Source organism: Deltaproteobacteria bacterium (genome assembly GCA_020848905.1).
Taxonomy (GTDB): Bacteria; Myxococcota_A; Polyangia.
Genome location: JADLHG010000033.1, coordinates 93,252 through 117,776 on the forward strand (window position 1 = coordinate 93,252; position 24,525 = coordinate 117,776).

The 24,525-nt window shown below is 69.6% G+C and carries 17 protein-coding genes; 7 read left to right on the plus strand and 10 right to left on the minus strand.

Features of this window, described 5'->3' with window-relative positions; all coding sequences use genetic code 11:
* Positions 1-24 precede the first annotated feature (24 nt).
* Both IT371_15010 and IT371_15015 read right to left on the minus strand, forming a co-directional pair.
* On the minus strand, positions 25-1,713 hold the full coding sequence (locus tag IT371_15010) for a protein kinase (GenBank protein ID MCC6748967.1): 1,689 nt from the start codon (positions 1,711-1,713) through the stop codon (positions 25-27).
* A 96-nt stretch (positions 1,714-1,809) separates the two neighbouring features.
* Positions 1,810-3,900, minus strand: coding sequence for an ATP-binding cassette domain-containing protein (locus IT371_15015; protein ID MCC6748968.1), 2,091 nt, complete (start codon positions 3,898-3,900; stop codon positions 1,810-1,812).
* 199 nt (positions 3,901-4,099) lie between these two features.
* Here IT371_15015 and IT371_15020 point away from each other — a divergent pair, with 199 nt between their 5' ends.
* Together IT371_15020 and IT371_15025 are read left to right on the plus strand one after the other, a co-directional pair.
* Positions 4,100-6,040, plus strand: coding sequence for a serine/threonine protein kinase (locus IT371_15020; protein ID MCC6748969.1), 1,941 nt, complete (start codon positions 4,100-4,102; stop codon positions 6,038-6,040).
* A gap of 58 nt (positions 6,041-6,098) precedes the next feature.
* Positions 6,099-8,066, plus strand: coding sequence for a hypothetical protein (locus IT371_15025; protein ID MCC6748970.1), 1,968 nt, complete (start codon positions 6,099-6,101; stop codon positions 8,064-8,066).
* A gap of 48 nt (positions 8,067-8,114) precedes the next feature.
* Here IT371_15025 and IT371_15030 read toward each other — a convergent pair whose 3' ends face one another.
* From IT371_15030 to IT371_15060, 7 genes are all read right to left on the minus strand, one after another.
* Positions 8,115-9,164, minus strand: coding sequence for a hypothetical protein (locus IT371_15030; protein MCC6748971.1), 1,050 nt, complete (start codon positions 9,162-9,164; stop codon positions 8,115-8,117).
* Between the two features lie 20 nt (positions 9,165-9,184).
* The gene (locus tag IT371_15035; protein ID MCC6748972.1) at positions 9,185-10,570 is read right to left on the minus strand and encodes a hypothetical protein; all 1,386 of its coding nucleotides are present in this window, start codon (positions 10,568-10,570) and stop codon (positions 9,185-9,187) included.
* 58 nt (positions 10,571-10,628) lie between these two features.
* Complete coding sequence (locus tag IT371_15040) at positions 10,629-11,246, minus strand: penicillin-binding protein activator LpoB (protein ID MCC6748973.1); 618 nt, start codon at positions 11,244-11,246, stop codon at positions 10,629-10,631.
* A gap of 44 nt (positions 11,247-11,290) precedes the next feature.
* A complete protein-coding gene (locus IT371_15045) occupies positions 11,291-12,463 on the minus strand; it encodes a hypothetical protein (protein ID MCC6748974.1) in 1,173 nt (390 codons plus the stop codon).
* Positions 12,464-12,522: 59 nt separating this feature from the next.
* Positions 12,523-13,113 carry an LPP20 family lipoprotein gene (locus IT371_15050; GenBank protein ID MCC6748975.1) on the minus strand — a complete coding sequence of 197 codons (591 nt, stop codon included), beginning with the start codon at positions 13,111-13,113 and terminating at the stop codon, positions 12,523-12,525.
* Between the two features lie 473 nt (positions 13,114-13,586).
* A complete protein-coding gene (locus IT371_15055) occupies positions 13,587-14,126 on the minus strand; it encodes a hypothetical protein (GenBank protein MCC6748976.1) in 540 nt (179 codons plus the stop codon).
* Positions 14,127-14,286: 160 nt separating this feature from the next.
* Complete coding sequence (locus IT371_15060) at positions 14,287-15,393, minus strand: hypothetical protein (GenBank protein ID MCC6748977.1); 1,107 nt, start codon at positions 15,391-15,393, stop codon at positions 14,287-14,289.
* Between the two features lie 273 nt (positions 15,394-15,666).
* Here IT371_15060 and IT371_15065 point away from each other — a divergent pair, with 273 nt between their 5' ends.
* The 5 genes from IT371_15065 to hflX all read left to right on the plus strand — a co-directional run bounded on the left by IT371_15065 (position 15,667) and on the right by hflX (position 23,339).
* Complete coding sequence (locus IT371_15065) at positions 15,667-16,881, plus strand: aminotransferase class I/II-fold pyridoxal phosphate-dependent enzyme (protein ID MCC6748978.1); 1,215 nt, start codon at positions 15,667-15,669, stop codon at positions 16,879-16,881.
* Positions 16,882-16,946: 65 nt separating this feature from the next.
* Positions 16,947-17,591 carry a sigma-70 family RNA polymerase sigma factor gene (locus IT371_15070; protein MCC6748979.1) on the plus strand — a complete coding sequence of 215 codons (645 nt, stop codon included), beginning with the start codon at positions 16,947-16,949 and terminating at the stop codon, positions 17,589-17,591.
* 3 nt (positions 17,592-17,594) lie between these two features.
* Complete coding sequence (locus IT371_15075; protein ID MCC6748980.1) at positions 17,595-18,368, plus strand: hypothetical protein; 774 nt, start codon at positions 17,595-17,597, stop codon at positions 18,366-18,368.
* 122 nt (positions 18,369-18,490) lie between these two features.
* Positions 18,491-21,589: a response regulator gene (locus IT371_15080; GenBank protein ID MCC6748981.1), complete on the plus strand. Its 3,099-nt coding sequence runs from the start codon at positions 18,491-18,493 to the stop codon at positions 21,587-21,589.
* A gap of 67 nt (positions 21,590-21,656) precedes the next feature.
* The gene (hflX, locus tag IT371_15085; protein ID MCC6748982.1) at positions 21,657-23,339 is read left to right on the plus strand and encodes a GTPase HflX; all 1,683 of its coding nucleotides are present in this window, start codon (positions 21,657-21,659) and stop codon (positions 23,337-23,339) included.
* A 48-nt stretch (positions 23,340-23,387) separates the two neighbouring features.
* On the opposite strand, the gene IT371_15090 is transcribed toward hflX, so the two are convergent.
* Positions 23,388-24,458 (minus strand): hypothetical protein, encoded by a 1,071-nt coding sequence (locus IT371_15090; protein ID MCC6748983.1) that lies wholly within the window; start codon positions 24,456-24,458, stop codon positions 23,388-23,390.
* Positions 24,459-24,525: the final 67 nt, after the last annotated feature.

Here is a 24,525-nt window from a genome sequence, read left to right on the forward strand (position 1 = left end):
GCGGTGCGCGGCGGTCAGTAGCGGTCAGTGGCGGTTGCGGGCCGCGGGTTCGAACGGCCGGGTCTCGTGCGCCAGGCGGCAGGAGACGGGGCCGACCTCGACGGTGTCGCCGGGGCTCAGGCGCACGGGGCGCGAGGATTCATCACCGTTGACGCGCACCGGGAGCCGGCTTCCAGCCTCGGGCTCGAGCCACACGCCGTCCTGTCGTCGCACGAGCCGACCGGAGACGCCGTAGAGCCGGAGCGGGCCGACCTGGACGCGAAAGCTCACCTCGGCCGAGGGGTCGATGCGCTGCTCGCTGAGCTCCCCGCCCGAGTTGATGACGAGCTTGGGCGGTCCGTCGGGCTCCCGTGACGCCTCGGCCGCCGGACGAGGGGCAGAAGCGCCGCGGCCGGCCACGAAGCGGATGTGGCAGCTCCCGATGCGGACCTCGTCGCGGTCCTGGAGCCGACGCGGTTCCGAGATCCGTTCGCCGTTGAGCCACGTGCCGTTCGAGCTGCCGAGGTCCTCGAGCAGGTACTCGCCCTCCTCGTGATAGATGCGGGCGTGCTGTCGGGAGACGCGGGCGTCGGAGATGGCGAGCTGCCCGGCGCGCCCGATGATCAGCTCGCGGTCGAGCGGCAACAGCTTCTCTCCCTGATCGGTGCGAACGACGAGTTGTGCGTGGTCCTGCGCCGCCGGCTGCAGGTCGTGGATCAGGCTGTTGCGCAGGCTGCTGCGGTCCGCGAGGAGGTCCTCGCGCGACAGGTGGTCCGCCTCGAGACCCGCGTTTCGGTTGCGACGCTGGCCGATGGCGCGCTCCACCAGCACGGCGAGGTGCGACCCGCCGTAGTCCGGGGCGGTGCTCGACAGAAACCGCGTGAGGTCCACCTGGAGCGCGTGGGCCGTCTGGTAGCGCTCGGTCGTTCGCGCGGCCAGCGCCTTCAAGACGATCCGGTCGAGGGCGGGCGGGATCTCCTTGCGCACCGCCGAGGGGGGGCGGATGTCGGCCTTGCGCACGGCCGCGACGAGCTCGCCCACGTTGCCGCTCGCGTAGACCATCTGCGCCGTCAACATCTCCCACATCACGATCCCCACCGAGAAGATGTCCGTGCGGCGGTCGGCCTTCTGCCCCATGGCCTGTTCCGGGGCCATGTAGTTCACCTTCCCCTTGATCACCCCGGCCTGGGTCTTGGTGCTCATGTTCGCGGCCTTGGCGATGCCGAAGTCCACGACCTTCACCTCGCCGGCGCGCGAGACCAGGATGTTCTGGGGGCTGATGTCTCGGTGAACGATATTCAGCGGCTGGTTGGTCTTGTCCTTGCGCGTGTGGGCGTAGTGCAGGCCGGCCGCGATCTGGCGGCCGATGTAGGCCACGGCCTCGATAGGCAGTCGCTCGCCGACGGAGTGCAGGCCGTTGACGAGCTCGAGCACGTCGCAGCCGTCCACGAACTCCATCGCGATGTAATAGATGCCGTTCGATTGCCCGAGGTCGAAGACCTGGGCGATGTTCACGTGCGACAGGCCGACGGTGATCTTGGCCTCGTCGATGAGCATCTGGATGAAGCGGTCTTCACCCGCATACTCGGGGTTGATGACCTTCAGCGCGAGGAGCTTCTCGAAGCCGGCCAGGCCGCGCGCCTTCGCCAGGTAGATCTGCGCCATCCCGCCGCCTCCGATGGGGCGGATGATGTGATAGGCGCCGAATTCGGTGTTGGGGGCGAGTTGGGGCATCTCGGCGTTTCGTGCCCCATTGTCGCACGGGCGACGCTACGGGCTCAAGTTGGGCCGCTCGAGACGGGCCGCGCGAGCCCCCCCGGCGGGAAGCCGTCAGCTCTCGGCGGCGGCGTTCACCTCGGCCGTCAGCCGCTCGAGCTCCGCCTGCTGGTGTTCCCAGCGGCCGTAGAGCTCCTCGAGCTTGCGCCGGTTCTCCTCGTAACGGGTCATGGTCTGCCGGAAGACCTCCTTGTGGGTGTAGAGCTCGGGGTCCGCCAGCTTCGGTTCGAGCTCCTTCTGATCGCTTTCGAGCGCGCCGATGCGCTGCTCGAGGGAGGCGAGGACCTTCCGGGCCTCACCCGTATGCCTGGATAGCTCGTTGCGCCGGTCGGCCTCCCGCCGCTTGCGCTCCTTGCGCTCCTGGCTGGATTCGCGGCGGGCTCCGTCGTCTTCCTCGGCCGATGCCGATGCCCGGTTCTCGGCGCGGGCCGGTGGGCTGTCGGGCGGTTTCGGCGCGCCCTTGCGACCCGCGTCGCCCTTGACCGGCGCCGGCCGCCGGCCGTTGTTGCCCCCGGCGGGCGCCGGCTCCACGGCTTGCGTCCGCGCGAAGTAGTCGTCGAGGTTCCCGAGGTGCTCGACCACCTGGCCGTCGCCGGTCAGGTCCCAGATCTTGGTCGCCAGGCGGTTCAGGAAGCTCGAGTTGTGCGAGACGAAGACGAGCGTGCCGTCGAAGGAGGCGAGCGCCTCGGCCAGCGCCTCCGAGGCAGCGATGTCCAGGTGGTTCGTCGGCTCGTCCATGAGGAGCAGGTTCCCCGGCTTGGCGAGGAGCCGCGCGAGCAGGACCCGCGCGCGCTCGCCCCCCGAGAGGACCCCGACCGCCTTGTCCACGTCGTCCCCCGAGAAGAGGAACGAGCCGCACATGCCGCGGACCGCGCTCTCGCCCAGGTTCGGCACGATGCGCCAGACCTCCTCGAGCACGGTGCGCTTACGGTCCAGGAGCTCCGTGTGGTGCTGTGCGTAGTAGCCGACCTCGACGTTCGCGCCGAAGCGGATCGTGCCTCCGTCGGGCTTGAGCTCGCCGGCCAGCATCTTGAGCAGCGTGGTCTTGCCGACGCCGTTCACGCCCAGAATCGCGACGCGGTCCCCCGCCTGGACCGTGCGCGAGAAGTTCTCGTACAGGCGGAGCTCCCCGTAGCTCTTGCACAGCCCCTCGATGATGATGGCGTCGCGCCCGGTGCGCGTCGTCGGGGGGAAGTGGAAGTTCAGCCGCCGCGGGCGAGCCACCGGCTGCTCGATCTCCTTCTCCATGCGCTCGATCTGCTTGGCGCGGCTCTGCGCCTGCCTCGCCTTGCTGGCCTTGGCCTTGAAACGGTCCACGAAGCGCTGCAGCTCGCGGATCTCGCGGTCCCGGTTGCGGGCCCGCGCCTCGAGGATCTCCTCCTCCGCGGCGCGCTGCTTGAGGTAGTCGTCGTAGTTGCCCTTGTAGCTCCTCACCCCCTCGGGCTCGAAGCTGACCACGCGGTGGATGTGGCGGTTCAGGAACTGGCGGTCGTGGCAGATGAGCGCGAGCGCGCTCTTGCAGGTGGCGAGGAAGCCGTCCAGCCAGCGCACCGACGGCACGTCCAGGTGGTTCGTCGGCTCGTCGAGAAAGAGCGCGTCGGGGTTCTGGAAGAGCAGCCCCGCGAGCGCGGCCCGCATCTTCCACCCGCCGGAGAGCTCGCGCGTCGGCCGTCCGAGATCCTGCTCGCGGAAGCCGAGCCCGACGAGCAGGCGGATCGCCTGTCGCTCGTTGAAGTAGGTGTCGAAGTGATCCACCTGCTCCTGCAGCTCGGAGAGGTGCCGGGCGAGCTCGAGCTGCTCCTCCTCGTCGGTCTCGGAGGCGAGCGCCTCCTCCGCGGCGGCCAGGCGCCCCGCGATCTCCTCGCGACCCGGGACGGTGGCGAGGACCGAGCCGAGCACCGTTTCGCCGGCCAGCTCGAGCACGTCCTGCGGGAGGTAGCCGATGCGGCAGCCGCGTCGCGGTCGCACCGACCCGCCGTCGAGGCCCTGCGCTCCCGCGAGTACGCGCAGCAGCGTGGACTTGCCCGAGCCGTTGGCCCCCACGAGGCCGATGCGCTCACCTTCGCCCACACGGAGGTTGACGTGCCGCAGGATTTCCTGGCCACCGAAGGAGAGGACCCCTTGCTCGAGGACAATCAGACTCATGCTCGGCTGTTATAGCGGGCGGTATTCGGTTTGACCACTGCCTCGACCGGCGAGCGCGGAACGCGTCCGCGGGCGCGCGCGCGGACCGCACGACGATTTACAAAGCCGTGACGTATTACTAGCATAGGGCTCGCGGCGCAACTCGCGGTACTATGCAGCACGCAGGCCCAAGACCCTCTCGGTCCCTCGAGGTAGAGCGATGCCCTTCTGCGCGACGTGCAACGGACGGTTCGATCAAGGCACCTTCTGCCCGAAGGACGGCACGGCCCTCCTGCCCGATGGGGAGCCTCTGCGCTCGCTCGTCGGTCAGGTCATCGGTGGCCGCTACCGGCTGACCAAGCTCCTCGGCGCGGGGGGGATGGGCGAGGTGTACGCCGCGCAGCACGTGCACATCCACAAGCGGGTCGCGGTCAAGCTGCTGCACGGCGAAATCAGCTCCAACCCGGAGGCGGTGGCGCGGTTCCAGCAGGAGGCGCAGTCGGCCTCCAGCATCGGGCACGACAACATCGTGATCATCGACGACTTCGGTACGATGGATGACGGTCGCGTCTACCTGTGCATGGAGTTCCTCGAGGGGGTGAGCCTCTCCGAGGCGATGCAAGAACCGGGCGGCATGGATCTGCTGCGCGCGATGCGCGTGATGACGCAGGTCTGCGACGGCCTCGGCGCGGCGCACGCGAAGGGGATCGTGCACCGGGACATGAAGCCCGAGAACGTGTTCCTCACGCGGCGCTCGGACGGGAGCGAGGTGGCCAAGATCCTGGACTTCGGCATCGCCAAGGTCTCCGGCACCGAGGCGAACCAGAATCTGACGAAGACCGGGACCGTGTTCGGCACGCCGCACTACATGTCCCCGGAGCAGGCCCTCGGCCAGAAGGTGGACCACCGCGCCGACATCTACTCGGTGGGCGTGATGCTCTTCGAGATGTTCACCGGCCAGGTCCCGTTCAAGGCCGAGTCCTTCATGGGGATCCTCTCGCAGCACATCACGAAGCCGCCGCCCGTGCCGAGCACCGTCTCGCCGGGGAAGGCCATCCCGAGGCCGATCGAGGAGATCATCCTCAAGTCGATGGCCAAGGACCCGACGCAGCGCTTCGGGAGCATGCAGGAGGTCAAGGAGGCGCTCCTCGCGGTGAGCCACGGACTGGCTGCCTCGGCGCCAGCGCAGGCCGCGTATCAGCCCACGCGCATGGCGGCGGCGATGCCGGGGTCGATGGCTCCCACGATGGCAGCCCCCGGGAGCACGGGACCGTCGCTCCCTCCGGCGCCCGTCGCGTCGCCCGCGGACAGCGGAGCGGCGATCCCGAAAACCGTGTTCGCCGGAGGCGCGGCCGGGTCCGCGCCCGCCATGCCCGCCGTGCCCGTGCATCCGCCGCCGGGACGGCCGGCACCGCAGCCGATGCCGGCGCGCGCGCAGTCCTCGTCGGGCAAGAAGAGCAACACGGGCCTCATCATCGCCATCGTGGCCGTGGTCGTGGTGCTCGGCGGCGGCGCGGCCGCGGCGGCCATTTTCTGGGACAAGATCACCGGCAAGACCGATCAGCCGATCGCGGCCGGGACGGGGACGGGCACGACCCCCCCCGCCACGACCCCCGACGCGGGCAAGGTCGCCAGCGCCACGCCCGACGCCGCGATCAAGGTAGAGCCCGTGGCCAAGGTGGACCCGCCGAAGGGCGAAGAACCGAAGGGCGAAGAGCCGAAGGGCGAAGAGCCGAAGGGCGAGGAGCCGAAGGGCGAAGAGCCGAAGCCGAAGACCAAGAAGGTCCTGGCCAAGGTGGCCCCGAAGGGCGAGGAGCCGAAGCCCAAGAAGGAGCCCAAGCCGGAGGTGGCCGAGAAGAAGGACCCGCCGCCCAAGCCCAAGCCGAGCATTACCACGGTGACGCTGGCAACGGTCCCCTCCGACGCGGCGGTGATCCGCGATGGGCAGCGCGTGGGCCGGACCCCGATGCCCTTCAAGCTGAAGCCGGGCGAGAGCGTGCGCGTGATGGTGGCGCGCGCCGGCTTCAAGGACCAGTGGGTCACCGTGACGGCCAACGACGAGGACCGCACGATGCGCGTGAAGCTGAAGAAGGGCTTCGCGGGCGGGGCGCTCGGTATCCCGGGTTCGGACCCCGGGGCGCCCTCCGGCAAGCCGTTCTAGATTCCGCCGCCGCCACCCGTGGGCTAGACTCCGCGCTCCATCGAAAGGAGCTGCGACCATGTTTGCCCCCTCTCACCGGGGCCCGCGCCTAGCGCGTGGGCTCCTCTGCGCCCTCGCCGTCTCACCGCTCCTCGCCTGCGGCTCGTCGTCGAGTCCCGCCGCGGATTCGGGCCCGACCGCGGACTCGCGCGTCGTGGACTCGGCCGTCGGGTCCGACGCCGCGCCGCCGCTCGGCACGTTGACCATCACCGTGCTCGGCCTCGACGGCGCCGCGCCGAAGGCGCCCCTCGCGGGCGCGACGGTCACGGTGGATCTCCCCGACGGAAAGCGCGTGGAACAGACCACCGACGCCGCCGGCAAGGCGGTCTTCACCTCCGTCGACTGGAGCAAGGGCACGGCCACGGCCACGGCCTACCTCGCGGGCTACTCGCTCGGCTCGTACGTGGGGCTGACCCAGGCCGAGAGCAAGCAGGACCTCCTCCTCTTCAAGCTCCCCGCGGCGGCGGCGACGATTAGCGGCCAGACCAAGAACGCGTCGCCGGGGTTCCTCGTCGTGACCCCATCGACGCGCGTCTTTAGCTTCTACGAGCGGGCCACGACCGACTTCGAGCTCAAGGTAGAGGCTGGGCAGCCCTTCACCCTCCTCGGCTTCGTCGTGGATATCAAGAAGCTCGCCAACCCGCGCGACTTCGAGGGTGAGGTCAAGGGCTGGGCGATGCTCGACCATGCGGCCGTGACGGGGCCGACGGGCGTCGAGCTCGACTTCGGCAAGCCGCTTACGCCGACCACGTTCAAGGGCACCCTCAACCTGCCCACCCAGGACGAGAGCCTCATCAACAGCGCGACGATGGGCGTGCGCGTCTCCAGCCTCGAGACCTTCATGGGGCTCATGCAGGGGGTCCACACGAAGTGCACGCTCACGGCGGGCAAGTCCTTCGCGTACGAGGGCCAGTACGTGAACGTGCCGGCGGCCAAGACGCTGGTCACGCAGTATAGCCTGCGGCTCCCCACGGGGGCCCAATCCATCGTCACGCGCAAGGGTCCCCCCGAGAACGGGGCCACGGTGCAGGGCTTCCTCGGCGTGCCGGTCCTCAAGACCCCGGAGAACCCGGCCGTTGCGTCGCTCCTGCACAGCCCCCTGGCCTGGGAGGCGACGGAGAAGACCGTCCCGCCCGGTCTCGTGATCTATCGCGACGGCGTGCCCGTCTGGCGGATCCTCCTGCGGCCGGGGACGACCTCCCTCGTCCTGCCGCGGCTGCCCGCGGGGGTGAAGGCGGCCGAGCACTTCGGGGAGGCGCCGCTCGAGGCGGCCGCCTATCTCGGCGCCGACGAAGACCCCGCCACGGGGATCTTCATGCGCGTGGCTGGCACGAACCTCTTCTCGCTCGTCGCCGTCGCGACCGCCACGGGTTTTGTCGTCTTTGCGGAGAGCGGGAAGAACAAGCCCATGGCCGACGCAGAGGCCTGCCTCTACGGCAACAGCTCCATACCCTGCGTGAAGACCGGCGCCGACGGGCGATTCACCTTGCCCGGGGTACCCGTGACCACCGACCAGCTCGTCTCCGTCGAGCTCAAGGGGTTCGCGAAGACCCTGGTGAGCCTCGGCGTCCACCAGGAGGACGCCTCCTCGGTCGTCTTCATGCATAGCGACGCGGAGCACAAGGCGCTCTACGACAAGGCGGGGGTGAGCCCGAAGCAAGGGACCGGGGAGCTGCGTCTCTCTGTCGTGGGCGGGAATCTTTCCGGCCTCGAGGGGGCCACGGCGACGCTCGTCGGGGCGAAGGCGGACGGCCCGTTCTTCCTCACCGAGGAGAATGCGCCGGACAAGTCGCTCACCAAGGCGGGGAAGGCCGGGGTCCTGGTGTGGACCAACGTGCCGCCGAGCGTTTACGACCTCGTGGTCGTTCCCGGCAAGGCCGGCCTGACCTGCAAGCCGCTACAGGCCTGGGGTACGGGCGTGGGCGGCGCCTTCCGCGCCCAGGTCGAGGCGGGCCGGATGACCGAGCTCACGGTGATGTGCAAGTAGCCCAGGGAGGCCCCGCGACGGGCGTCGCGGGGCTTGGCGCGCTGCGTCCTACCGCCTGAGCGCGGCGCGAACCTTCGAGACGAGCTGGGGCACGGCCTGCATGCAGAGGCGAGCCACGGCGAGCTGCACCGACTGCTGCAGCTCGGGCCGCCCCACCTTCACGTAGTCCGTGAACGCCGCGAGCGTCTTGCCGTTCTCGATGTCCGCGAGGCGCAGGTTGATGTCCGCCCGCACCATCTCGGAACCCAGCACGTAGCCCGCGCGAGCGTATTTGAGCTGCCCGTGGACCATGATGTCCACGTCGCTCGACCCCTCGATGACCGAGATGTCCTGCTTGGTCAGCTCCTCGGCCATGCAGGTCTGGATCTTCCGCGCCTCGGTCCCCTGGATGATGAGACCGATCTTGATCTTGCCCTTGGCCGAGGTGAACTTGGCCACGAGCGCACCCCAGTCGGTGGGCGGAGGCTTGCCTACGCCGCGGGAGTTCACGATGCGCAGGTCCACGTTGAGCGCCTCTCGGCGCTGCATGGCGAGCATCGCGTTCTTGTAGTTCATGAACTTGTCCGTGGCGCTCGTGGCCGCGTCGCCTGCGCGCAGGTACGTCCCGATCTCCCCGTCCAGGCGGTCGATCTCCGAGCGCAGGTTGGCCTCGACCGGCGCTCGCTCGAGCACGCCCAAGCACTTCACGCCCCCCTCGGGAGCCGCGCCCCGGTGCACGACGCGCGTCCCCTGAAGGGTCTTGTCCGTGGCCACCTGCGTGATCTGGCTGACGCTCATCGCCTCTACGCGCATGGAGCCCATCGGCCCCACCTTGGAGAAGTGCCCCTGCCAGTCGGTCGAGACCTGCTGGATCTGCGAGATGAAGATCTTCGCCAGATTCCCGCGAGCGTCCTGCTCGCACAGCATCTCGGTCGTTCCGCGTCCTTCCGCCGTCAGGTACTCGAGCTCGGCGAAGCCGCCGGGCCGGTCGTCCATCGGGTGCGGCCGCGTTCCTACGGGACCGCCCCCCGGAGGGGGCGGGTACGCCGGTGGCGGAGGTGGACAGCCCAGCGCACCGAGCGCCACCGCCACTGTCATTACGTGCCCAAGCCGTCTCATGGAGAACCTCCTCGTAGGGGCTACAGGGACCGGTAGGTCAGAATCACCTTCTGGCCGGCCGCAACCTTCACGTTGGGGATCGTGGCCCGACGGCCGTTCGACAGCATGATCGTGAGGGTGTGGGTCCCCGGGGTGGCCCATACGCGCGCCACGTCGATGCGCGCGGGGAGCGTCGTCCAGGCCCGCTTGTCGGCCTCCTCGAAGGCCTGCATGATCGCGCTCGAGCCCTTCTCCGCGATCCAGCCGAAGAGCTTGCCCCCCGCCTTGCCGGCGATGGCCCCCGCGGCCTTGCTCGTGACGAGCTTGGTGACGATGCGGATCATCGCGTCGCGGAAGATGCGGTGCATCTTGTCGGCGAGGGTCTTCATGGCGATCTCGTTCAGCGGATAGGCCGGCAGGCTGCGGCCGGTCTGGCCACCGACGGTGATGTCCATGTACTGCGCCGACGGCGCGTGCACGTGCAGGATCGGGAAGGCCACCTTGATCGTCGTGCCGCCCTTCGGGATCATGATCGTGGTCTTCTTCATGAACTCGCCGCCCGGCTCGCCGTCGCAGCGCCAGTTGGCGATCCCGAGGAACCAGCAGTTGACGAAGTAGTCGCTCTTGCTCGGGCCTTCACCGTTCATGTGGAAGACCACCACCTCGCCGTGGGTCTTCATCAGGTCGGCCGTCTTGCCGGCCTCGCCGCCGACCTTCCCCTTCCACTTGGCCACCTCGTCCGCGGCGTTGCCGAGGATCGAGGCGCGGACGATGTCCTCGCCCACATACGCTGGCGGACGGAAGCCGTAGTTCCCGGCGAAGTCGTGACCGTAGACCTCGTAGGCCTTGGCGTACGCGATGCGCGCGTCGTCGTAGCTCTTCTCCATCTCGAAGAGCAGGCCCATCAGCCAGTGCGCGAAGGCGTCCTGGTTGTAGACGTTCTTGTGCTTGTACTTGGTGTTGAAGAGCGCGAGCTTCTCGTTGATCTTGCGCGCCTCGACGAGGGCGCCGTTCTCGTCACCCGTGGACATGAAGTTGAAGGCCTTCACCACGTGGATGAGCACCTTCTCGTAGTCCTCACCCTCGTAGTCCTTCGCGGCGTCGGAGGTGAAGGCGGCCGTGATCGATTTCGACACCGACGTGGTGTAGAGCTCGATCGAGCGCTTCTCGGCCTGGCTCAGGGCGTCCGTCGACTGCTTGAAGTTGCCCGTGAGGTGCAGGAGCATCCCCTCGTCCAGCCAGAAGGCCACGCGGTCCTGCTCCTTGTACGCGTCCTTCTTGTCGATGCGCAGCGTGGCCAGCGCCGCCTGGTAGTTCGAATTGAGCATGTGAGCGCGGATCTTGCCCGTGGTCTGGACCATCTTGGTCTGACCACAGCCGACGAAGACCAGGGCAAGGGTCCACACTGCCAAGGTGCGGGTTCTCATCTGTCGTTCCTCCGATTGCGATGCGATGGCGCGCGACGGGGCCGCCGCGCGCGGGTGATTACCACTGCGAGCCCTGACGCGTGATGACCTTCTTGATCTGGTGCACCTTGATCCAGACCTTCTCCTGCGTCTCGGCGTTGATCAGCTCCATCGTCGTGACGTAGGCGCGCACCTCCTGGCCGTCGACCGCGTCGTTCTGCGACACGATCCAGCCGTTCAGGAGGAAGTCCGTGCCCGTCTCCTTCTGGTGCTGCTTGGCGGTCTCGTCGGAGGCGTGCACCGACTGCTCCATCTTCTCGTAGCGGGCGTCACCGGCCTCCTCGAGCGCGGCCACCACCTTCACGGCCCCCGAGTTGAGCAGCTCCATCTCCACCTGCTTCGTGTAGAACTTGGTGTTGATGTGCTCGGAGGAGCGGTTGCGGATCGGGTACAGCTTGACCACCGGGTCGCGCCCCTTCTCCGCCTTGAACTTGCTCGTCCAGGGCCGGGTCAGGCAGTCCCGGATCATCGCCGCCGCCACCTGATTGGCGTCGGTGTCGTTCCAGTTCCCCGACAGGTCCACCTGCGCATTGGGGTTGGTCCGGACGACCGAGGTGCTGGGGCCGCTCGGGCAGCCGGTGAGGGCCGTGAGGGCCACGGCGCACGCCAACACCGTACTCGAACGAATAGGGCTCATCGTCACACGCTCCTTTGAATGGTCTTTAGCTGGTCTCGTGCTTGCTACAGGCTGGTTTCGAACTTCGGCTCGCCCCAGATCTTTCCGGTGGCGGTGGAATACACTTTGAAATGCGCGCGCCGGCTCCCCGAGGAGCCGTAGAACTTCCCTTCCAGCACGAGGTCCACGCCCCGCTCGTGCAGCTTCTTGAAGGCGAAGAAACGCGTCTTGCGGCTGGAGAGCTTGGCCAGGAGGTCGGTGGTGTCCCCTTCGATCTGCTCGAACGCGTCACCCTCGGACATCTTCTCGAGCAGCGCGTCGCGGAACTTCTCCACGAGCTTCTCGTTGTCCTCGACCTCGTCCTCGACCTTGCCGACGGCGATGACCCACTTCCGCTTGTAGTTGGTGATCTTCGCCCCCAGCTCGATCCCGTCGTCGGGCATGAAGCGCACCTTGGCCTCGAAACCGGCCGGCGTCTTTCGCGTGACCCAGGCGCTGGTGATCTTCTGATCTCCGTCGATGCCGCCCGTGGAGTAGATGTCGAGCGGCACGCCCTCCTTGAGGTGACCCGCGTAGCCCTTGACCGTGATCGTCTTCTCCTCGTCGTCCACCGTCTCGACGGTTCCGGTGAAGCGGAAGCGGTTCATGAGGAGCTTCGTCACCCGAATGCAGGCGTCGGAGGTGTCGTAGAAGGCGCGGGCGTTGACGTTGAGGAAGTCGGCCGACTTGCCACCCCCCGAGGAGCCCTGGCCGCTGATCGTCCCGGAGATCTTCTTCGCCAGGGCGCGCACGGCGACGCGCATCTTGGACAGGTCGGAGAAGTCCACGTCCTCGGCCATCGTGGTCTCGAGCGTGCGCACGTTCATGACGTGGGCGCTGAGGACGTAGGCGTCGCCGCCGTAACGCAGCTTTCCGGCCAGCACGAAGTCGGCTTTGAGCCAGGTGCCGGCGGCGCGCAGGATGGCCGGCTCGACGGTGCCGGTGTAGTGCAGGCCGCGCCGCTTGAGCATGCGCTCCACCAGGTTCGCCTGCACCACGCGGATCTGCCGCGCGTTCACGAGCTGGGTGACGAAGGTCTCCTGCGCATTGCGACCGAGTTCGCTCCACTTGCTCGGCGAGCTGAAGGGCAGCACCGCGACGACCTTCTTCGCGTGGGAGGTCGGGGCGACGTCGGCCCGGGCCGGAGCGGCGAAGGCCGTCCAGATGCCCAGGGTTGCCAGGACCACGCTCCTTCTCATGGATCACCTCGCTCGACGAGCAGGGGAGGAAATGGACCTACCGGAAGCCCCAGCGACCGCTAGCGATTGCTGCGCTTGCGGAGCTCGTCGTCGAGCTCGCCGAAGGCGCGCCGGGCGTTGTTGCGCACGTAGTCGCGGACCTGGCCGTTGAGCTGGTTCGCGTCCTGGATCCCCTTCATGACGCCGTTCAGGTCGAGCACCGCGAGCGCGTAGAGGTCACCCGTCTGCGGGTCGGTCCAGGTGTCGCGGACCTCCACGCCTCGGAGGGTCACCTCGGTGATCGTCTTCTGGGCGGAGACCACGTCCTGCTCCTCGGCGCTGTTGCGCAGGTCGCCCGTGGCGGTGGAGCGCTGGTAGTCCTTCATCATCTTGGCGATGTAGGCGTCGAAGAGCGTGGCCACCTCGCCGCGAGCGCGGTTGCTGGCCGTCTGGCGGGAGAGCGACGGGTTCTGGATGCCGCGCACGATGCCCACGCCGTAGAAGGCCTTCCCGTTGTCACCGTCGTAGGCGCCGCTTCCGCGCCGGACCCAGCGCGGCGTGCCGTCGGGGGCGGTGCCGTGGATCGCGGCCGCGGTCTGCGGGGGCGGCCCGTCGTGGGTGCAGCCGATGGCGAGAAGGCAGGGCAGCATTGCGATAGCGGTCGCTCTCATCTTGGAAACCTCCCTAGGGTTACGAACGCGTTCTTTCTACCGTAGGCACTGACCACGCCGGCACTGACCACGCCCGGACCTCCGCCCGGGCTCGGACAACCGCTCGGGACGCGGTGAGGTCCGAACCGAACAGAACGACAGCTCAGCGGCGCATGTGCGCCCCTGGTCGCTCGACAGTGCGATCGGGGAGCGTAAGCTGCCAGGAGCGTAGGCTGTCGAAGGTCGGAAGTCAACGCGCTCCTCGCCCCGCGGGGTGAGTCCTCGCGGCCTCGCCGCTCGACTGCGGCGCGGGCCTTCTGATGAGGTCGGGTGCTCGACATGGCAGCGGCAAGCTGTCCTACGAGACGGCCCGAGGGACCTTCCTTTCGTGACGAAGCGCACGCGCTTGCGAACGAACGGTCGGACGGCATCGGAGCAGAAACGCCGCCCGTGGGTCAGGGCTTACGCGGCAGGCGAGGCCGGGACAGGTGGGGCTATTCGATCGATCGTGGACTCGGGCGGCGCTCAGGGGGCGAGGTGACCGAGCGAGCTCTTCCGACCACTGCGGCGGCCCCGGTGGTGAGCCGGCGACGCACGCGCGTGACGGCGTCGCGCAGGCGCACCGCGAGCGGCTCGGCGGGAAGGTCGGCCTCATCGAGAGGGGCGGGCTCGGTGGCGAAGAAGGATTCCTCGAACGGGGAGAAGGGCTCGGGCTGCACGCTCGGCGCCTCCGGTCCGTGCGACGACTCGGTCCCAGGCGGCAGCGCGGGCGCGTGGGCGAGGTCGGCGGCGCTCCCCGGAGGGGCGAGCAGCACCCCGAGCGTTGTTAGCTTTCTGACGGCGGCCAGGCCGCGCGCCTCAGAAATCTGCGCGCGAGCGCACACCTCGAGCAGCGTTCGTTCGCCGTCGAAAAGCGCCACGATCTCGAAGACCGCGCCGGGGAGCTGGGCGGCGTCGCGACGCTCCGGGGAGACGACGTAGACCGTTGAAAGGTCGAAGCTCTCCGGTATCTTCAGCGTCGCGCGGGCAGGCATGGCTCTCCCTCCTCGGTCCTCGGGGCGTGGGGCAGTGATCACACTGCTGGCAAAGCAAGTCGCGCGCCAGGGAGCCGGCGCGTCACTTCGCAGGGTTTCGCGGGCGTTGTGTCAGGGCGCGCCGTGCGGAGCTGGCACAGCCTGACATCCGTGCGGCGCGTCACTCTGCTTCGGGCTGCGGCGCCGGGGTCAGGCGGGCGAAGCATTGCGTGATCAGCAGGGGCGCGCGGCTGCCTTCCGTGGCGACCCCGATCCCGACGTGGGTCAGCTCCGGGTCCAGGATGTTGCGGCGGTGGGCCGGGCTGCTCATCAGCCGATCGTGGGCCCGTCGGGCGGAGGTGGCGAGCACCAGATTCTCGCTCGCCTCTTCGTACTCCACCTGGGCGGCCCGCAGGCGTGCTGCCAGACCCCCGTTTCGCGGAGAGCGATGCCCGAAGAAGCCGCCGTCGAGCATGTCCCGGCTGTGCGCGCGGGCCACCCGTTCCAGGTGTGTGGCCCACGCGAGCGGGCGAAGGCCCGAGGCTCGGCGGCTCCCGTTCACGAGGGCGAGCAGCCGCCGCGCGGTGTCCGGCTCGTCGGTCGTTTCGGGTGGGTAGAGCTTCTGTACCGGTTGGCGTGGCCCGGAGACGCCGACGCGTAGCGGAAAGAGGGCCGCGACCTCGGGGCCGAAGGGGCCGTCCACCATGACCTCCACCGCGTGTTCGCCTCGCTCGACCGGGGGGAGCTCGACGCAGAAGCGCCCGTGCGCGAGGCCTGGGCGACGTTGTGCAACGCTGCCCGAGGGGTAGGTCACGAGGACCTGTGGGCGGCGCCCGCGGAGCAGGCGACCGCAGAGGCGGAGCGGGCGGCCCACGGTCGGGCTCAGCGGCCCGAGCTCCACGCGGCGGCGCACGAGAAGCAGGGCCAGGAGCTGGGAGCCGCCGGTCCGGGAGTCCGGGACTCCCGCCGCGGCGGAGAGGGCGGCCGCGGTTCCGAGGCCGAAGTGGGTCAGCTCGTTACCTCGGAGACGTTCGAGCGCCTCGTTCAGCGCGCGGCGGAGGGTGCCCGCGCTCGTGAAGGGCAGGGCCACGGCGCGCACGGTGGCGTCGCGCACCCCCTCGCGCTCGAGGAGAAAGCGCAGGTAGCTCCGGGCCTGGCCGGGAGAGGAGGCGGGGAGCTCGGCGAGCGCTTGGCCGTACTGCGAGGCCACGCGAGCGAGAGCGGCGTCGGGCGAGGGGGCCGCGCTCCCTTGACTTCGGAGGCGGCGTTGGATGTACTCCGCTGACACGGGTTGGTCCGGCGTTTCTGCCCTCCCCGCGGTCGCTCCTGAGAGGACCACCGATAGCGCGAGGCCGGCGGCGGAGCGGACGGCGCAGAGCGCGCTCCGGGCCCGTCGTGGAGCGGGCGCGCAGTACGCGAAGGTAGAGTTTTTGCGGCCGGCCAAGCACCCCGATTGTAGCGATCGAGGGACCCGAGGCCAGAAAGCGACGCGGCGCGCTGCGCTGCGAGGCGGGCCGGGCGCGCGCGGCGGATCAGAATCTTCCGGTCAGAGGACGAATTCATGACGATGGACGCGATCAAACCGGCTCGGCGGACCGAGCGGATCCAGTACGCGGTGCGGGACGTGGTGCTTGTGGCGCGACAGGCCAAGGCGGCCGGCCGCGAGCTGCTCTACCTGAACATCGGCGACCCGAACCAGTTCGACTTCGTGACGCCGCCGCACATCGTGGACGCGATCTGTCGCGCGATGCGAGACAACCACACCGGCTACGCCCCGTCGGAGGGGCTCCCCGTGGCGCTCGAGGCCATTCGCGCGCAGGCCGCGCGCAACGGGATCCGCGCCGTGCGAGACGCCTTCGTCGGCAACGGCGGCAGCGAGTGCATCGAGATCTGCCTCTCGGCGCTGGCCGACGAGGGGGACGACGTGCTCCTGCCGTGGCCCGGCTACCCGCTCTACTCGGCGGTGCTCAACAAGCTCGGCGTCGTGGAGAACCCGTACTTCCTCGACGAGAGCAACGGCTGGCAGCCGGACCCGGCGGACCTCGAGGCGCGCCTCACCCCGCGGACCCGGGCGCTCGTGATCATCAACCCGAACAACCCGACGGGCTCGGTCTGCGAGCGCCGCACGCTCGAGGCGCTGGTGGAGTTCGCCGCGCGCCACAAGCTCGTCATCCTGTGCGACGAGATCTACGACCGGCTGGTCCTCGACGACCGGCTGCCGCACGTCTCGCTGGCCTCGCTCACCGACGAGGTGCCGGTCCTGACCTTCAACGGCATGTCGAAGGCGTTCCTCGGTCCCGGGCTGCGGATGGGCTGGTGCGTGGTGAGCGGCCCGGAGCAGCGCGTTCGGCCGCTCGTGGACGCGATCCACAAGTTCCTGCGGGCGCGGCTGTGCGCGAACCTGCCGGTGCAGTACGGCATCGTGCCGGCCCTCGAGGGAGATCAGAGCCACGTGGCCACCGTGGTGGCGAAGCTCCGCGCGCGCCGGCAGATCACCGTGGAGATGCTGAACGCCATCCCGGGGGTCTCGTGCGTGGCCCCCGCCGGGGCCTTCTACGCCTTTCCGCGCCTCGAGATCGAGGAGCCCGACGAGGCCTGGGTCAAGCGGCTGATTCTCGAGACGGGGGTCGTGGTGGTCCACGGCTCCGGCTTCGGCCAGCGCCCCGGGACGGCCCACTTCCGGGTGGTGTTCCTCCCCCCCGAGGAGACCTTGCGGCGGGCCTTCGCGGCGATTGGCGACTTCATGCAACAATCGCGAATCGCACGCGTATCTTGAAGTCCAGCCCCCTTCCGGGCCATGCTCGAGGAATAGAACGACCGCGGCCCGGGTACTGAAGGCAGATGCGTCGCACGGTATTTTCCTCCAGTCGGCAGCGACACGAGTTCGAGAGCGAGGCGCTGGTCCACCTCGACGCGCTCTACGGGCTCGCCCTGCGGCTCACGCGGAACGAGCGCGACGCCGAGGACCTGGTCCAGGACGCGCTGGTCAAGGCCTTCCGCTTCTACGACCGCTTCGAGACGGGCAGCAACATCAAGGCCTGGCTCTTCAAGATCCTCACCAACACCTTCTACAATACGTTTCGCAAGACGAAGAGCGTGCGGCGCGTGGAGCTCGAGGCCGAGGTGGAAGGGCACTACGACCGCTTCATCTCCGAGGCGACGGCGGCCGGAGAGGACGCGGAGGCCGGGATCCTCGACGGGATCGCGGTCGAGCGGATCAAGGAAGCCGTGGAGGGGCTGCCGGAGGAGTTCCGGCTGGCGGTGCTGCTTTGCGACGTCTACGACTTCTCCTACAAGGAGATCGCCGAGATCCTGGAATGTCCGGTGGGCACGGTGATGAGTCGGCTCTACCGGGGGCGGCGCCTGCTGCAGAAGGCGCTCTGGCACTACGCGGTCGAGCGAGGCATCGTGCCGGCCCCCGCCGAGTCGAGCGGCGCCGACGCGCCGACCGACCTGGACGCGTACCGGCGGCGGCGGGGACAGTAGGCCATGGACTGCCAGGAGCTTCAGAAGTTCATCCACGCCTACCTGGACGGGGAGTTCGCCGAGGAAGACCGGGTGGCCTACGCCGCCCACCTGCATAGCTGCTGCCGGTGCCGCGGCATCGCGCGCTTCGAGGAGCGGTTTCGCGCGCGACTGAAGGAGCAGCAGGGTGGTGGGGTGCAGGCGTCGCCGGAGCTGCGGGCGAGGGTCTGCCGCGCGCTCCAGGCCGAGGAGCACGGGGGCGAGCACTGGGCGCGGCGCTCGCTGCGCGTCATCATTCCCGCGGCGGCGGCGGCGGCCCTCGTGACGGGGGTGGTGCTCTCGCGGCGCGTGGATCTTTCGCAGGTGGATGCGCTGGCGTCGCTCGCCGAGGAGAGCGTGCAGTGGCACCGGCAGGAGGTGCCGTTCGACGTGGTGGGCTCCAGCATGGAGTCCGTGCGGCGCTTCTTCAGCAACAAGGTCCCGTTCGCGATTCGCCCGCCGACCTTCGGGGAGCCGGAGGTCAAGCTCGTGGGGGCGAGGCTCTCGAACCTGCGGGAGCACCGGGCGGCCTATCTCGCGTATCTGGTGGGCCGGAATCGCGTGTCGGTCTTCATCGTGGACCAGGGGGCGCTGCCTCAGGCCGGGGGGCAGGTGATGCGCCTCGGAACGCGCGACGTCCAGTGGCACCCGGTCAGGGGCTACAACGTGGCGATGTTCGTGGACGGCGGCACCGGCTACGCCGTGGCGTCGGACATGGAGCGCCATCGTCTGGTGCGGCTCATCGCGCACGTGCGCTGACCTGCCGTCCCGCACCCGCGCGGTCGCCGCAGTTTGACAGCGCGACCGTCGGAACCTAAGATCGTGAAATTCCAGCTTTCGATGCCCGCGACGGGCAGGCCCCTCAGGAGAGGCAGGGACGCATGGCACCCTACAAGAACGCGCCGCGTGTGATGGTGGTCGAGAGCGACCTGGCTTTCGCCTCGCAAATCGAGAACGCGCTGCGCCGCGGCGGCCTCGAGGTCGACCTCGTCACCGACGGCAACGACGCCCTCTCCCGCGCCAGGCAGCCGCTCCCCGATCTGATCCTCCTCTGCGTCGAGCTGCCGAAGATGAGCGGTTACTCGATCTGCAACAAGCTGAAGAAGAACCCGGCCACGAAGGACGTTCCGCTCGTGATCATGTCCTCGGAGGCGACGCAGGAGATCTTCGACCAGCACCGCAAGCTGAAGACGCGCGCCGAGGACTACATCATCAAGCCCTTCGGCATGGGCGAGCTGATGGAGAAGCTCGCGCGCCTGATGGAGCTGCCCGACGCGAGCGAGTCGATGGACGACGGCCCCGAGGATTTCGAGGGGGCGACCAACATCGACGGCCTCGCCAACATCATCGACCTGGGCACGCACAGCGTGACCAGCGACGAGGAGATCGAGGTCATCGAGGACGACGCGGTGGTGGAGGAGGCGGCGCTGACCTCGGACGAGGTGCCGGGGGCGATCGACGTCGACGACACCGGCACCTTCGACATGGCGGCCATGACGGCGGTGCGGGTGGACCACGAGATCGACCGCGAGACGGAGGACGCCTTCGCGGCGCTCGAGCTCGGGGGGCTCGACGAGGGCGCAGGGGAGCCGACGCCTGTCATGACGGCGGCGGAGGCGGCGCACGAGGAAGGGATGAGGATGCAGGGGCAGCCGCAGGTCATCGCCCCGGCGGAGCCGCTCGACCTCGGGGAGGTGGCCGAGACGCCGATGGAGCTGATGACGACGGCGCTCGACCAGCCGCCCGTGCGCAGGGTGGCCACGGGGGCGGTGGGGCGGGGTTCGGCCCCCGAGGGGCTCGCGGCCGTCGCGGCCGCCGCGGCGCGCCCGGGCCCGTCGGAGAACGAGCAGGCGCTACGTCGCCGCGTGGAGGAGCTCGAACGGGAACGCGGCCGCCTCACCGACGCGCTCGCCGAGGCCGAGGAGCGGGCCTCGCAGGCGGAGGTCGCCGTGCCCCCGCCGCCGGCAGCTCCGGCGATCGACGAAGAGGCGTTGCGGCGACGGGTCGAGGACGTGCAGGCCGAGGCCGATCGTCGGGTGGCGGAGGTCGAACGGCACGCCCGGCGCGGCCTGGACGACCTCCAGCGCGAGAACCGACGCCTTCAGGACGAGGTGCAGGCGGCGACGAGCCGGGCCGCCGCGGGGAGCGCCTTCTCGAAGGACCGGGAGCTGCTCGGCCTGCGTGAGGTGATCAACAAGAAGGAAAAAGAGATCCTCGACCTGAAGGACGACCTGGACGCCAAGGAGCGCCAGATCCTGGACCACAAGGACAAGGTTCGCGAGCTGGAGCGCCGGGCGCGCGACATGGACGAGAAGCTGCTCGTCGTCGAGAAGGAGATGATGACGGTCCGGGAGCGCATGGAGGCGCTTCAGCAGGACAAGCAGAAGCTGGTGGAGAGGGAGCAGGGAGTCAAGGCGCGGCTCGAGGAGGCCAAGCGCGAGATCGACAAGGCCTACGGGGAGAACGCCGAGCTGAAGGCGCGCTACGCCGAGGAGACGACGCGGCTGAAGGCCGAGCTGCAGGCGACCGAGCAGCGTCTGCAGGACGAGCTCGCGGAGAGCGTGAACCGGCTGGAGGCGGAGCACCGTGCGGCCACGGAGCGGGCGCAGGCGGAGCATGCGGCCACGGTGGAGCGGCTCGAAGCGGAGCACGCGGCGACGGCCGAGAGTCTGCGAGGCGAGCACCGCCAGGCCGTCGACGAGGCGCAGCGAGAGCGCGAGGAGCTCGAGGCAGCGCACGTCGCCTCCGAGCGCGCGTTGCGCGAGGAGCATCGGGTGGCCGAGCAGCGCCAGCGCGACGAGCACGCGGCGGCCGAGCAGCGGCTTCGCGGCGAGCACGCGGAGGTCGTGGAGGGAATGGTCTCGGACCACCAGCGCGCGGTCGACGAGGCGAGGGCGGAGCTCGAGCAGCTGGCGACCGAGCACGCGGCGGCGATCCGGGCGCTGCGCGACGAACAGACCCTGGCAATACAGGAGCTGGAGGCCGAGCACGCGGCGGCCATGGAGGAGCAGCAGCGCCAGCGAGCGGAGGAGCGGCAGCGGCTCGAGAGCGGGCAGGCTTCGGAGCTCGAACGGGTGCGGGCCGACCACGACGTCCACGTGGCGCAGCTCGAGCAGAACCACCGCCTGGCGCTGGGGTCGCAGGCCCAGCGGTACGAGGGGGAGCTCCAGTCGCTGCGGCAAGGGCACGCCGACGAGCTCGCGCGGCTGAGCTCGGAGCACGAGGCGGCGCTGACGAGCCAGGCGGAGCAGGCCGCGGCGGACCGGGCGGCGCAGGTTGCGGAGCATCGACGCGCGGAGGAGAGCCTGCGGGCGGCTCAGGCGGCGGAGCTCGAGCGGCTGCGAGACGAGCACACGCGCGAGCTGGGACACGCGCGGACGGAGCACGCGGCGGAGCTCGAGCGCGTGCGCCAGGAGCACGCGCGGCAGGTCCGCGAGCTGGAAGAGGTGCATCGTGGCACGCTGGAGGCCAAGGAGGCCGAGTATCGGGCGCTGAGCGAGGCCCAGCAGCAGGACCACGCGGCCGAACAGGAACGCCTCGAGGCCGAACACGCGCAGGCGATGGACGAGGCGCGGCGCCGCAACGAGGCGGAAGTCACCGAGCTGCGGCGGCGGCACGTCGAGGAGGTGGCGACGGCGGACGCGCGCCATCGGGGCGAGCTCGGGGCCCTGGCCGAGGAACGGCGCGAGGAGCGGGAGCGCCTCGAGGGGGAGCTCGGCGGGCACCAGCAGCGCATCGGGAGCCTCGAGCAGGATCTGGAACGGAGCCGGCAGACGGTGGTCTACCAGGACCGTCGCATGCGAGAGCAGGAGGGTCAGCTTGGAGAGCTGCAGGAGCGCCTCGGGAAAGCGCACGAAAAGATCCGGGCGGACGAGCAGCTCGCCGACAAGGCCAAGCGAGCCATGGCCGTGGCCATCACGCTCCTCGAGGAGCAGCAGAAGGTCAGCGCCGGGGATGACGTACCCCAGGGCTCGGCGTAGCGCTCGGCGTCCCCGGCGCGGCGCGAGTCGACTCTCGATGCGCCCTCGCGCTGCGGGCTGATCGACCGTGGCCGCCGAAGTGCACGGGAACGTCACGGGGCTCAAGGCGAGCGCGCTGCGTGCCGCCGAGCGCCTCTACCGCCGTCGTCTGGACCCGGCGCAGGTCGTCTCGCCGGAGCTGGCGTCGGCGCTCTGCGCGCTGTCGGTCGAGACCGGGCGGCAGCTCGGGGTGCTCTTCGATCGCAAGGGGCACCCGGACCACGTGATCGTGGGGGACGCCAACAAGCTCTGGATGCCCGACATCGGACGCCTGCGAGCGGGCCTGGGGCGCCTGCGAGGCCTGCGACTCGTGCACACGCACCTGCGCGGGGAGGGGCTCTCGAACGACGACCTGACGGACCTGGCGCTGCTGCGCTTCGATCTGGTCTCGGCGATCACCATGTACCGAGATGGCCGGCCGGCGCTCGTGCACAGCGCGCACCTGCTCCCGGAGAACCCGCAGGGGAAGCTCTGGCGGGTGTTGCCGGCCGAGCCCGTCCACGCGCAGACGCTCGACCTCGCGGAGCTCGTCCCCTCCCTCGAGGAGGAGTTCGCGCGGGCCGCGCGCGTGCGGGCCGCAGACCGGGGGAAGGACCGGGCGATCCTGGTGCACGTCGCGAGCCGCGGGGCGAAGCATCGCGCCCCCGAGGTCTGCGTGGCCGAGCTCAAGGAGCTCTGCCGCACGGCGGGGGTCACCGTCCTCGACGTGGTGGTGCAGCAGCGAGACCGCCCGGACCCGCGCTACGTGGTGGGGCGGGGCAAGCTCGAGGAGATCGTGCAGCGCGCCAACCAGCTCGGCGCGGAGCTCCTGGTGCTCGACCCCAACCTGAGTCCGGCGCAGGCGCGCGCGGTGAGTGAGGCGACCGAGCTGAAGGTCATCGATCGCACCATGCTCATCCTCGACATCTTCGCCCAGCGGGCGCGCAGCCGAGACGGCAAGGTCCAGGTGGAGCTGGCGCAGCTCAAGTACCTGCAGCCGCGGCTCGTGGAGAAGAACACCATGATGAGTCGCCTCACCGGAGGGATCGGGGGGCGGGGGCCGGGAGAGACCAAGCTCGAGATCAACCGGCGCCGCGTGCGCGAGCGCATCACGCGGCTCGAGCGACAGATCGAGGAGCTCTCGCGCCAGCGGGGGGGACGGCGGGCGCTTCGCCAGCAGCGCGACCTGCCGATCGTGAGCATCGTGGGCTATACGAACGCCGGGAAGTCCACTCTCCTGAACACCCTCACGCAGGCGGAGACCCTCGCCGAGGACAAGCTCTTCGCGACGCTGGATCCGACGAGCCGGAGGCTGCGTTTTCCCGAGGAGCGAGAGCTGCTGCTCACGGACACGGTGGGGTTCATTCACGAGCTGCCGGCGGAGCTCGTGAATGCGTTTCGCGCGACGCTCGAGGAGCTGAGCGAGGCGGACCTGCTCCTGCACGTGGTGGACATCTCGGACGACGAGTATCGCCAGCACATCGAGGCCGTGGAGAAGATCCTGAGCGACCTCGGTGTCTCCGATACGCCGACGGTGGTCGTCTTCAACAAGATGGATCGCCTCGACCCCGAGGTGCTGGCCGAGCGGCGACGCTGCAGCTCGGCGATACCCGTCTGCGCGCTGCGGGCCGAGACCACGCGGCCTCTCCTCGCGGCGGTGGAAGAGCAGCTCTGGCGGCAGGATCGCCTGGACAGTCCGCGCAGCGAGGCGGAGCTGGGCGACCTTGTTTGATCGGCAACTTAGGCGTTCCTAGTTAGGATTCCCGAGGCGTCGTGGCCCTCACTCGTCCTTGGGCTTGGCCTTGAGGATCGCTCGGCCCTGCCGGATGACGACCTGGAACTCGATCTCCTTGCCGGGGTGGAGCTCGCGGAGCTTCGGGAGCTGGCGCTCGATCGTGCGCGAGAGGGTGTCGAGGTGGATCGAGCTCGTGTCCTCGCCGCACATCTGCTTGGCCTTGACGAAGCGGCGATACACGGACTGAAGGCTGGCGTCGCTCAGCTCCGCACCGCCCCCCTTGGACTGGGCTGCGGGCGCGGGGGCCGCGGCGGCAGGCTGCGGTCGCGCCGTGGCAGGACCTGGCGGCGCGGTCGGGGGGCCGAAGTTCGGGATCGAGGCCACGCGGGCCACCACCATGCGACGCGGGGCCTCGGCCGGAGCCTGGGTGGGGGGCGTCGCCAGAGGGGGCGAGGTCGGGGGAGGCGCCGTCGGAGTAGCCGCAGTCGCGCGGGGGGGAGCCGGTGCCGCGGGCCGCGTTGGCGGGCGGGGCGCGTCGGATTCAGAGAACAGGTTGTCCAGATCGTATTGCTCGTCGTCCTCCTCGGGTGCGCGGCGCGAGCGCTCTGTCCCGGAGCCGGCCCGCATGGCGGACGGAGGGGTGCTCGCGCCCTCGTGCGCCGGCGGCGGGGAGGGCAGGACCGGCGTGACGGCGTCCTCGTCGATCTCCGGGCGCTGCGCGGCCTCGGTCATGGCGCGCTCGACGTCCGCGGCGGTGCGGAGCTTGCCGACGGAGGGCATGCTCACTCCCTGCCCGGAGAGCTTGCGCTTCAGGCGCGCGATGTCCCGGTGATAGGTCCCCGCTTCGATGGCCCGCACCGTGCGGTTCCAGTAGGTGCGGAACGAGTTGAACTTCTGCAGCAGCGTGCGGTGCCGAAAGCGCAGGCCGGTGTTGCGGATGTTCTGCTGATCGAGGAGGTGGAGGATGCGCACCACGTCCTTGAGCAGGGTGCTGGGCTCCCGCTTCTCGATCCCCATGAAGTACTGCTCGTAGAGCACGCGCAAGCGGTCCAGCTTCCGCTGGAGCTCGTCCACGGCTGCTTCGACTTCGGCGAGTTCAAGAACGGGCGTCGACATGGCCCACCTGCAATATAGCACGACGGAGCGGCTGGGCTGGAGGTTCCGGGGTCCTCCGTGCTACCAA

What these genes read in the sequence shown, in the direction of transcription:
- IT371_15015 (MCC6748968.1), bottom strand. Translation starts at nt 3,900, where the DNA reads ATGAGTCTGATTGTCCTCGAGCAAGGGGTCCTCTCCTTCGGTGGCCAG.
- IT371_15080 (MCC6748981.1), top strand. Translation starts at nt 18,491, where the DNA reads ATGGCACCCTACAAGAACGCGCCGCGTGTGATGGTGGTCGAGAGCGAC.
- IT371_15025 (MCC6748970.1), top strand. Translation starts at nt 6,099, where the DNA reads ATGTTTGCCCCCTCTCACCGGGGCCCGCGCCTAGCGCGTGGGCTCCTC.
- IT371_15070 (MCC6748979.1), top strand. Translation starts at nt 16,947, where the DNA reads ATGCGTCGCACGGTATTTTCCTCCAGTCGGCAGCGACACGAGTTCGAG.
- IT371_15075 (MCC6748980.1), top strand. Translation starts at nt 17,595, where the DNA reads ATGGACTGCCAGGAGCTTCAGAAGTTCATCCACGCCTACCTGGACGGG.
- IT371_15030 (MCC6748971.1), bottom strand. Translation starts at nt 9,164, where the DNA reads ATGAGACGGCTTGGGCACGTAATGACAGTGGCGGTGGCGCTCGGTGCG.
- IT371_15090 (MCC6748983.1), bottom strand. Translation starts at nt 24,458, where the DNA reads ATGTCGACGCCCGTTCTTGAACTCGCCGAAGTCGAAGCAGCCGTGGAC.
- IT371_15065 (MCC6748978.1), top strand. Translation starts at nt 15,667, where the DNA reads ATGACGATGGACGCGATCAAACCGGCTCGGCGGACCGAGCGGATCCAG.
- IT371_15010 (MCC6748967.1), bottom strand. Translation starts at nt 1,713, where the DNA reads ATGCCCCAACTCGCCCCCAACACCGAATTCGGCGCCTATCACATCATC.
- IT371_15050 (MCC6748975.1), bottom strand. Translation starts at nt 13,113, where the DNA reads ATGAGAGCGACCGCTATCGCAATGCTGCCCTGCCTTCTCGCCATCGGC.
- IT371_15020 (MCC6748969.1), top strand. Translation starts at nt 4,100, where the DNA reads ATGCCCTTCTGCGCGACGTGCAACGGACGGTTCGATCAAGGCACCTTC.
- IT371_15055 (MCC6748976.1), bottom strand. Translation starts at nt 14,126, where the DNA reads ATGCCTGCCCGCGCGACGCTGAAGATACCGGAGAGCTTCGACCTTTCA.
- IT371_15045 (MCC6748974.1), bottom strand. Translation starts at nt 12,463, where the DNA reads ATGAGAAGGAGCGTGGTCCTGGCAACCCTGGGCATCTGGACGGCCTTC.
- IT371_15040 (MCC6748973.1), bottom strand. Translation starts at nt 11,246, where the DNA reads ATGAGCCCTATTCGTTCGAGTACGGTGTTGGCGTGCGCCGTGGCCCTC.
- IT371_15035 (MCC6748972.1), bottom strand. Translation starts at nt 10,570, where the DNA reads ATGAGAACCCGCACCTTGGCAGTGTGGACCCTTGCCCTGGTCTTCGTC.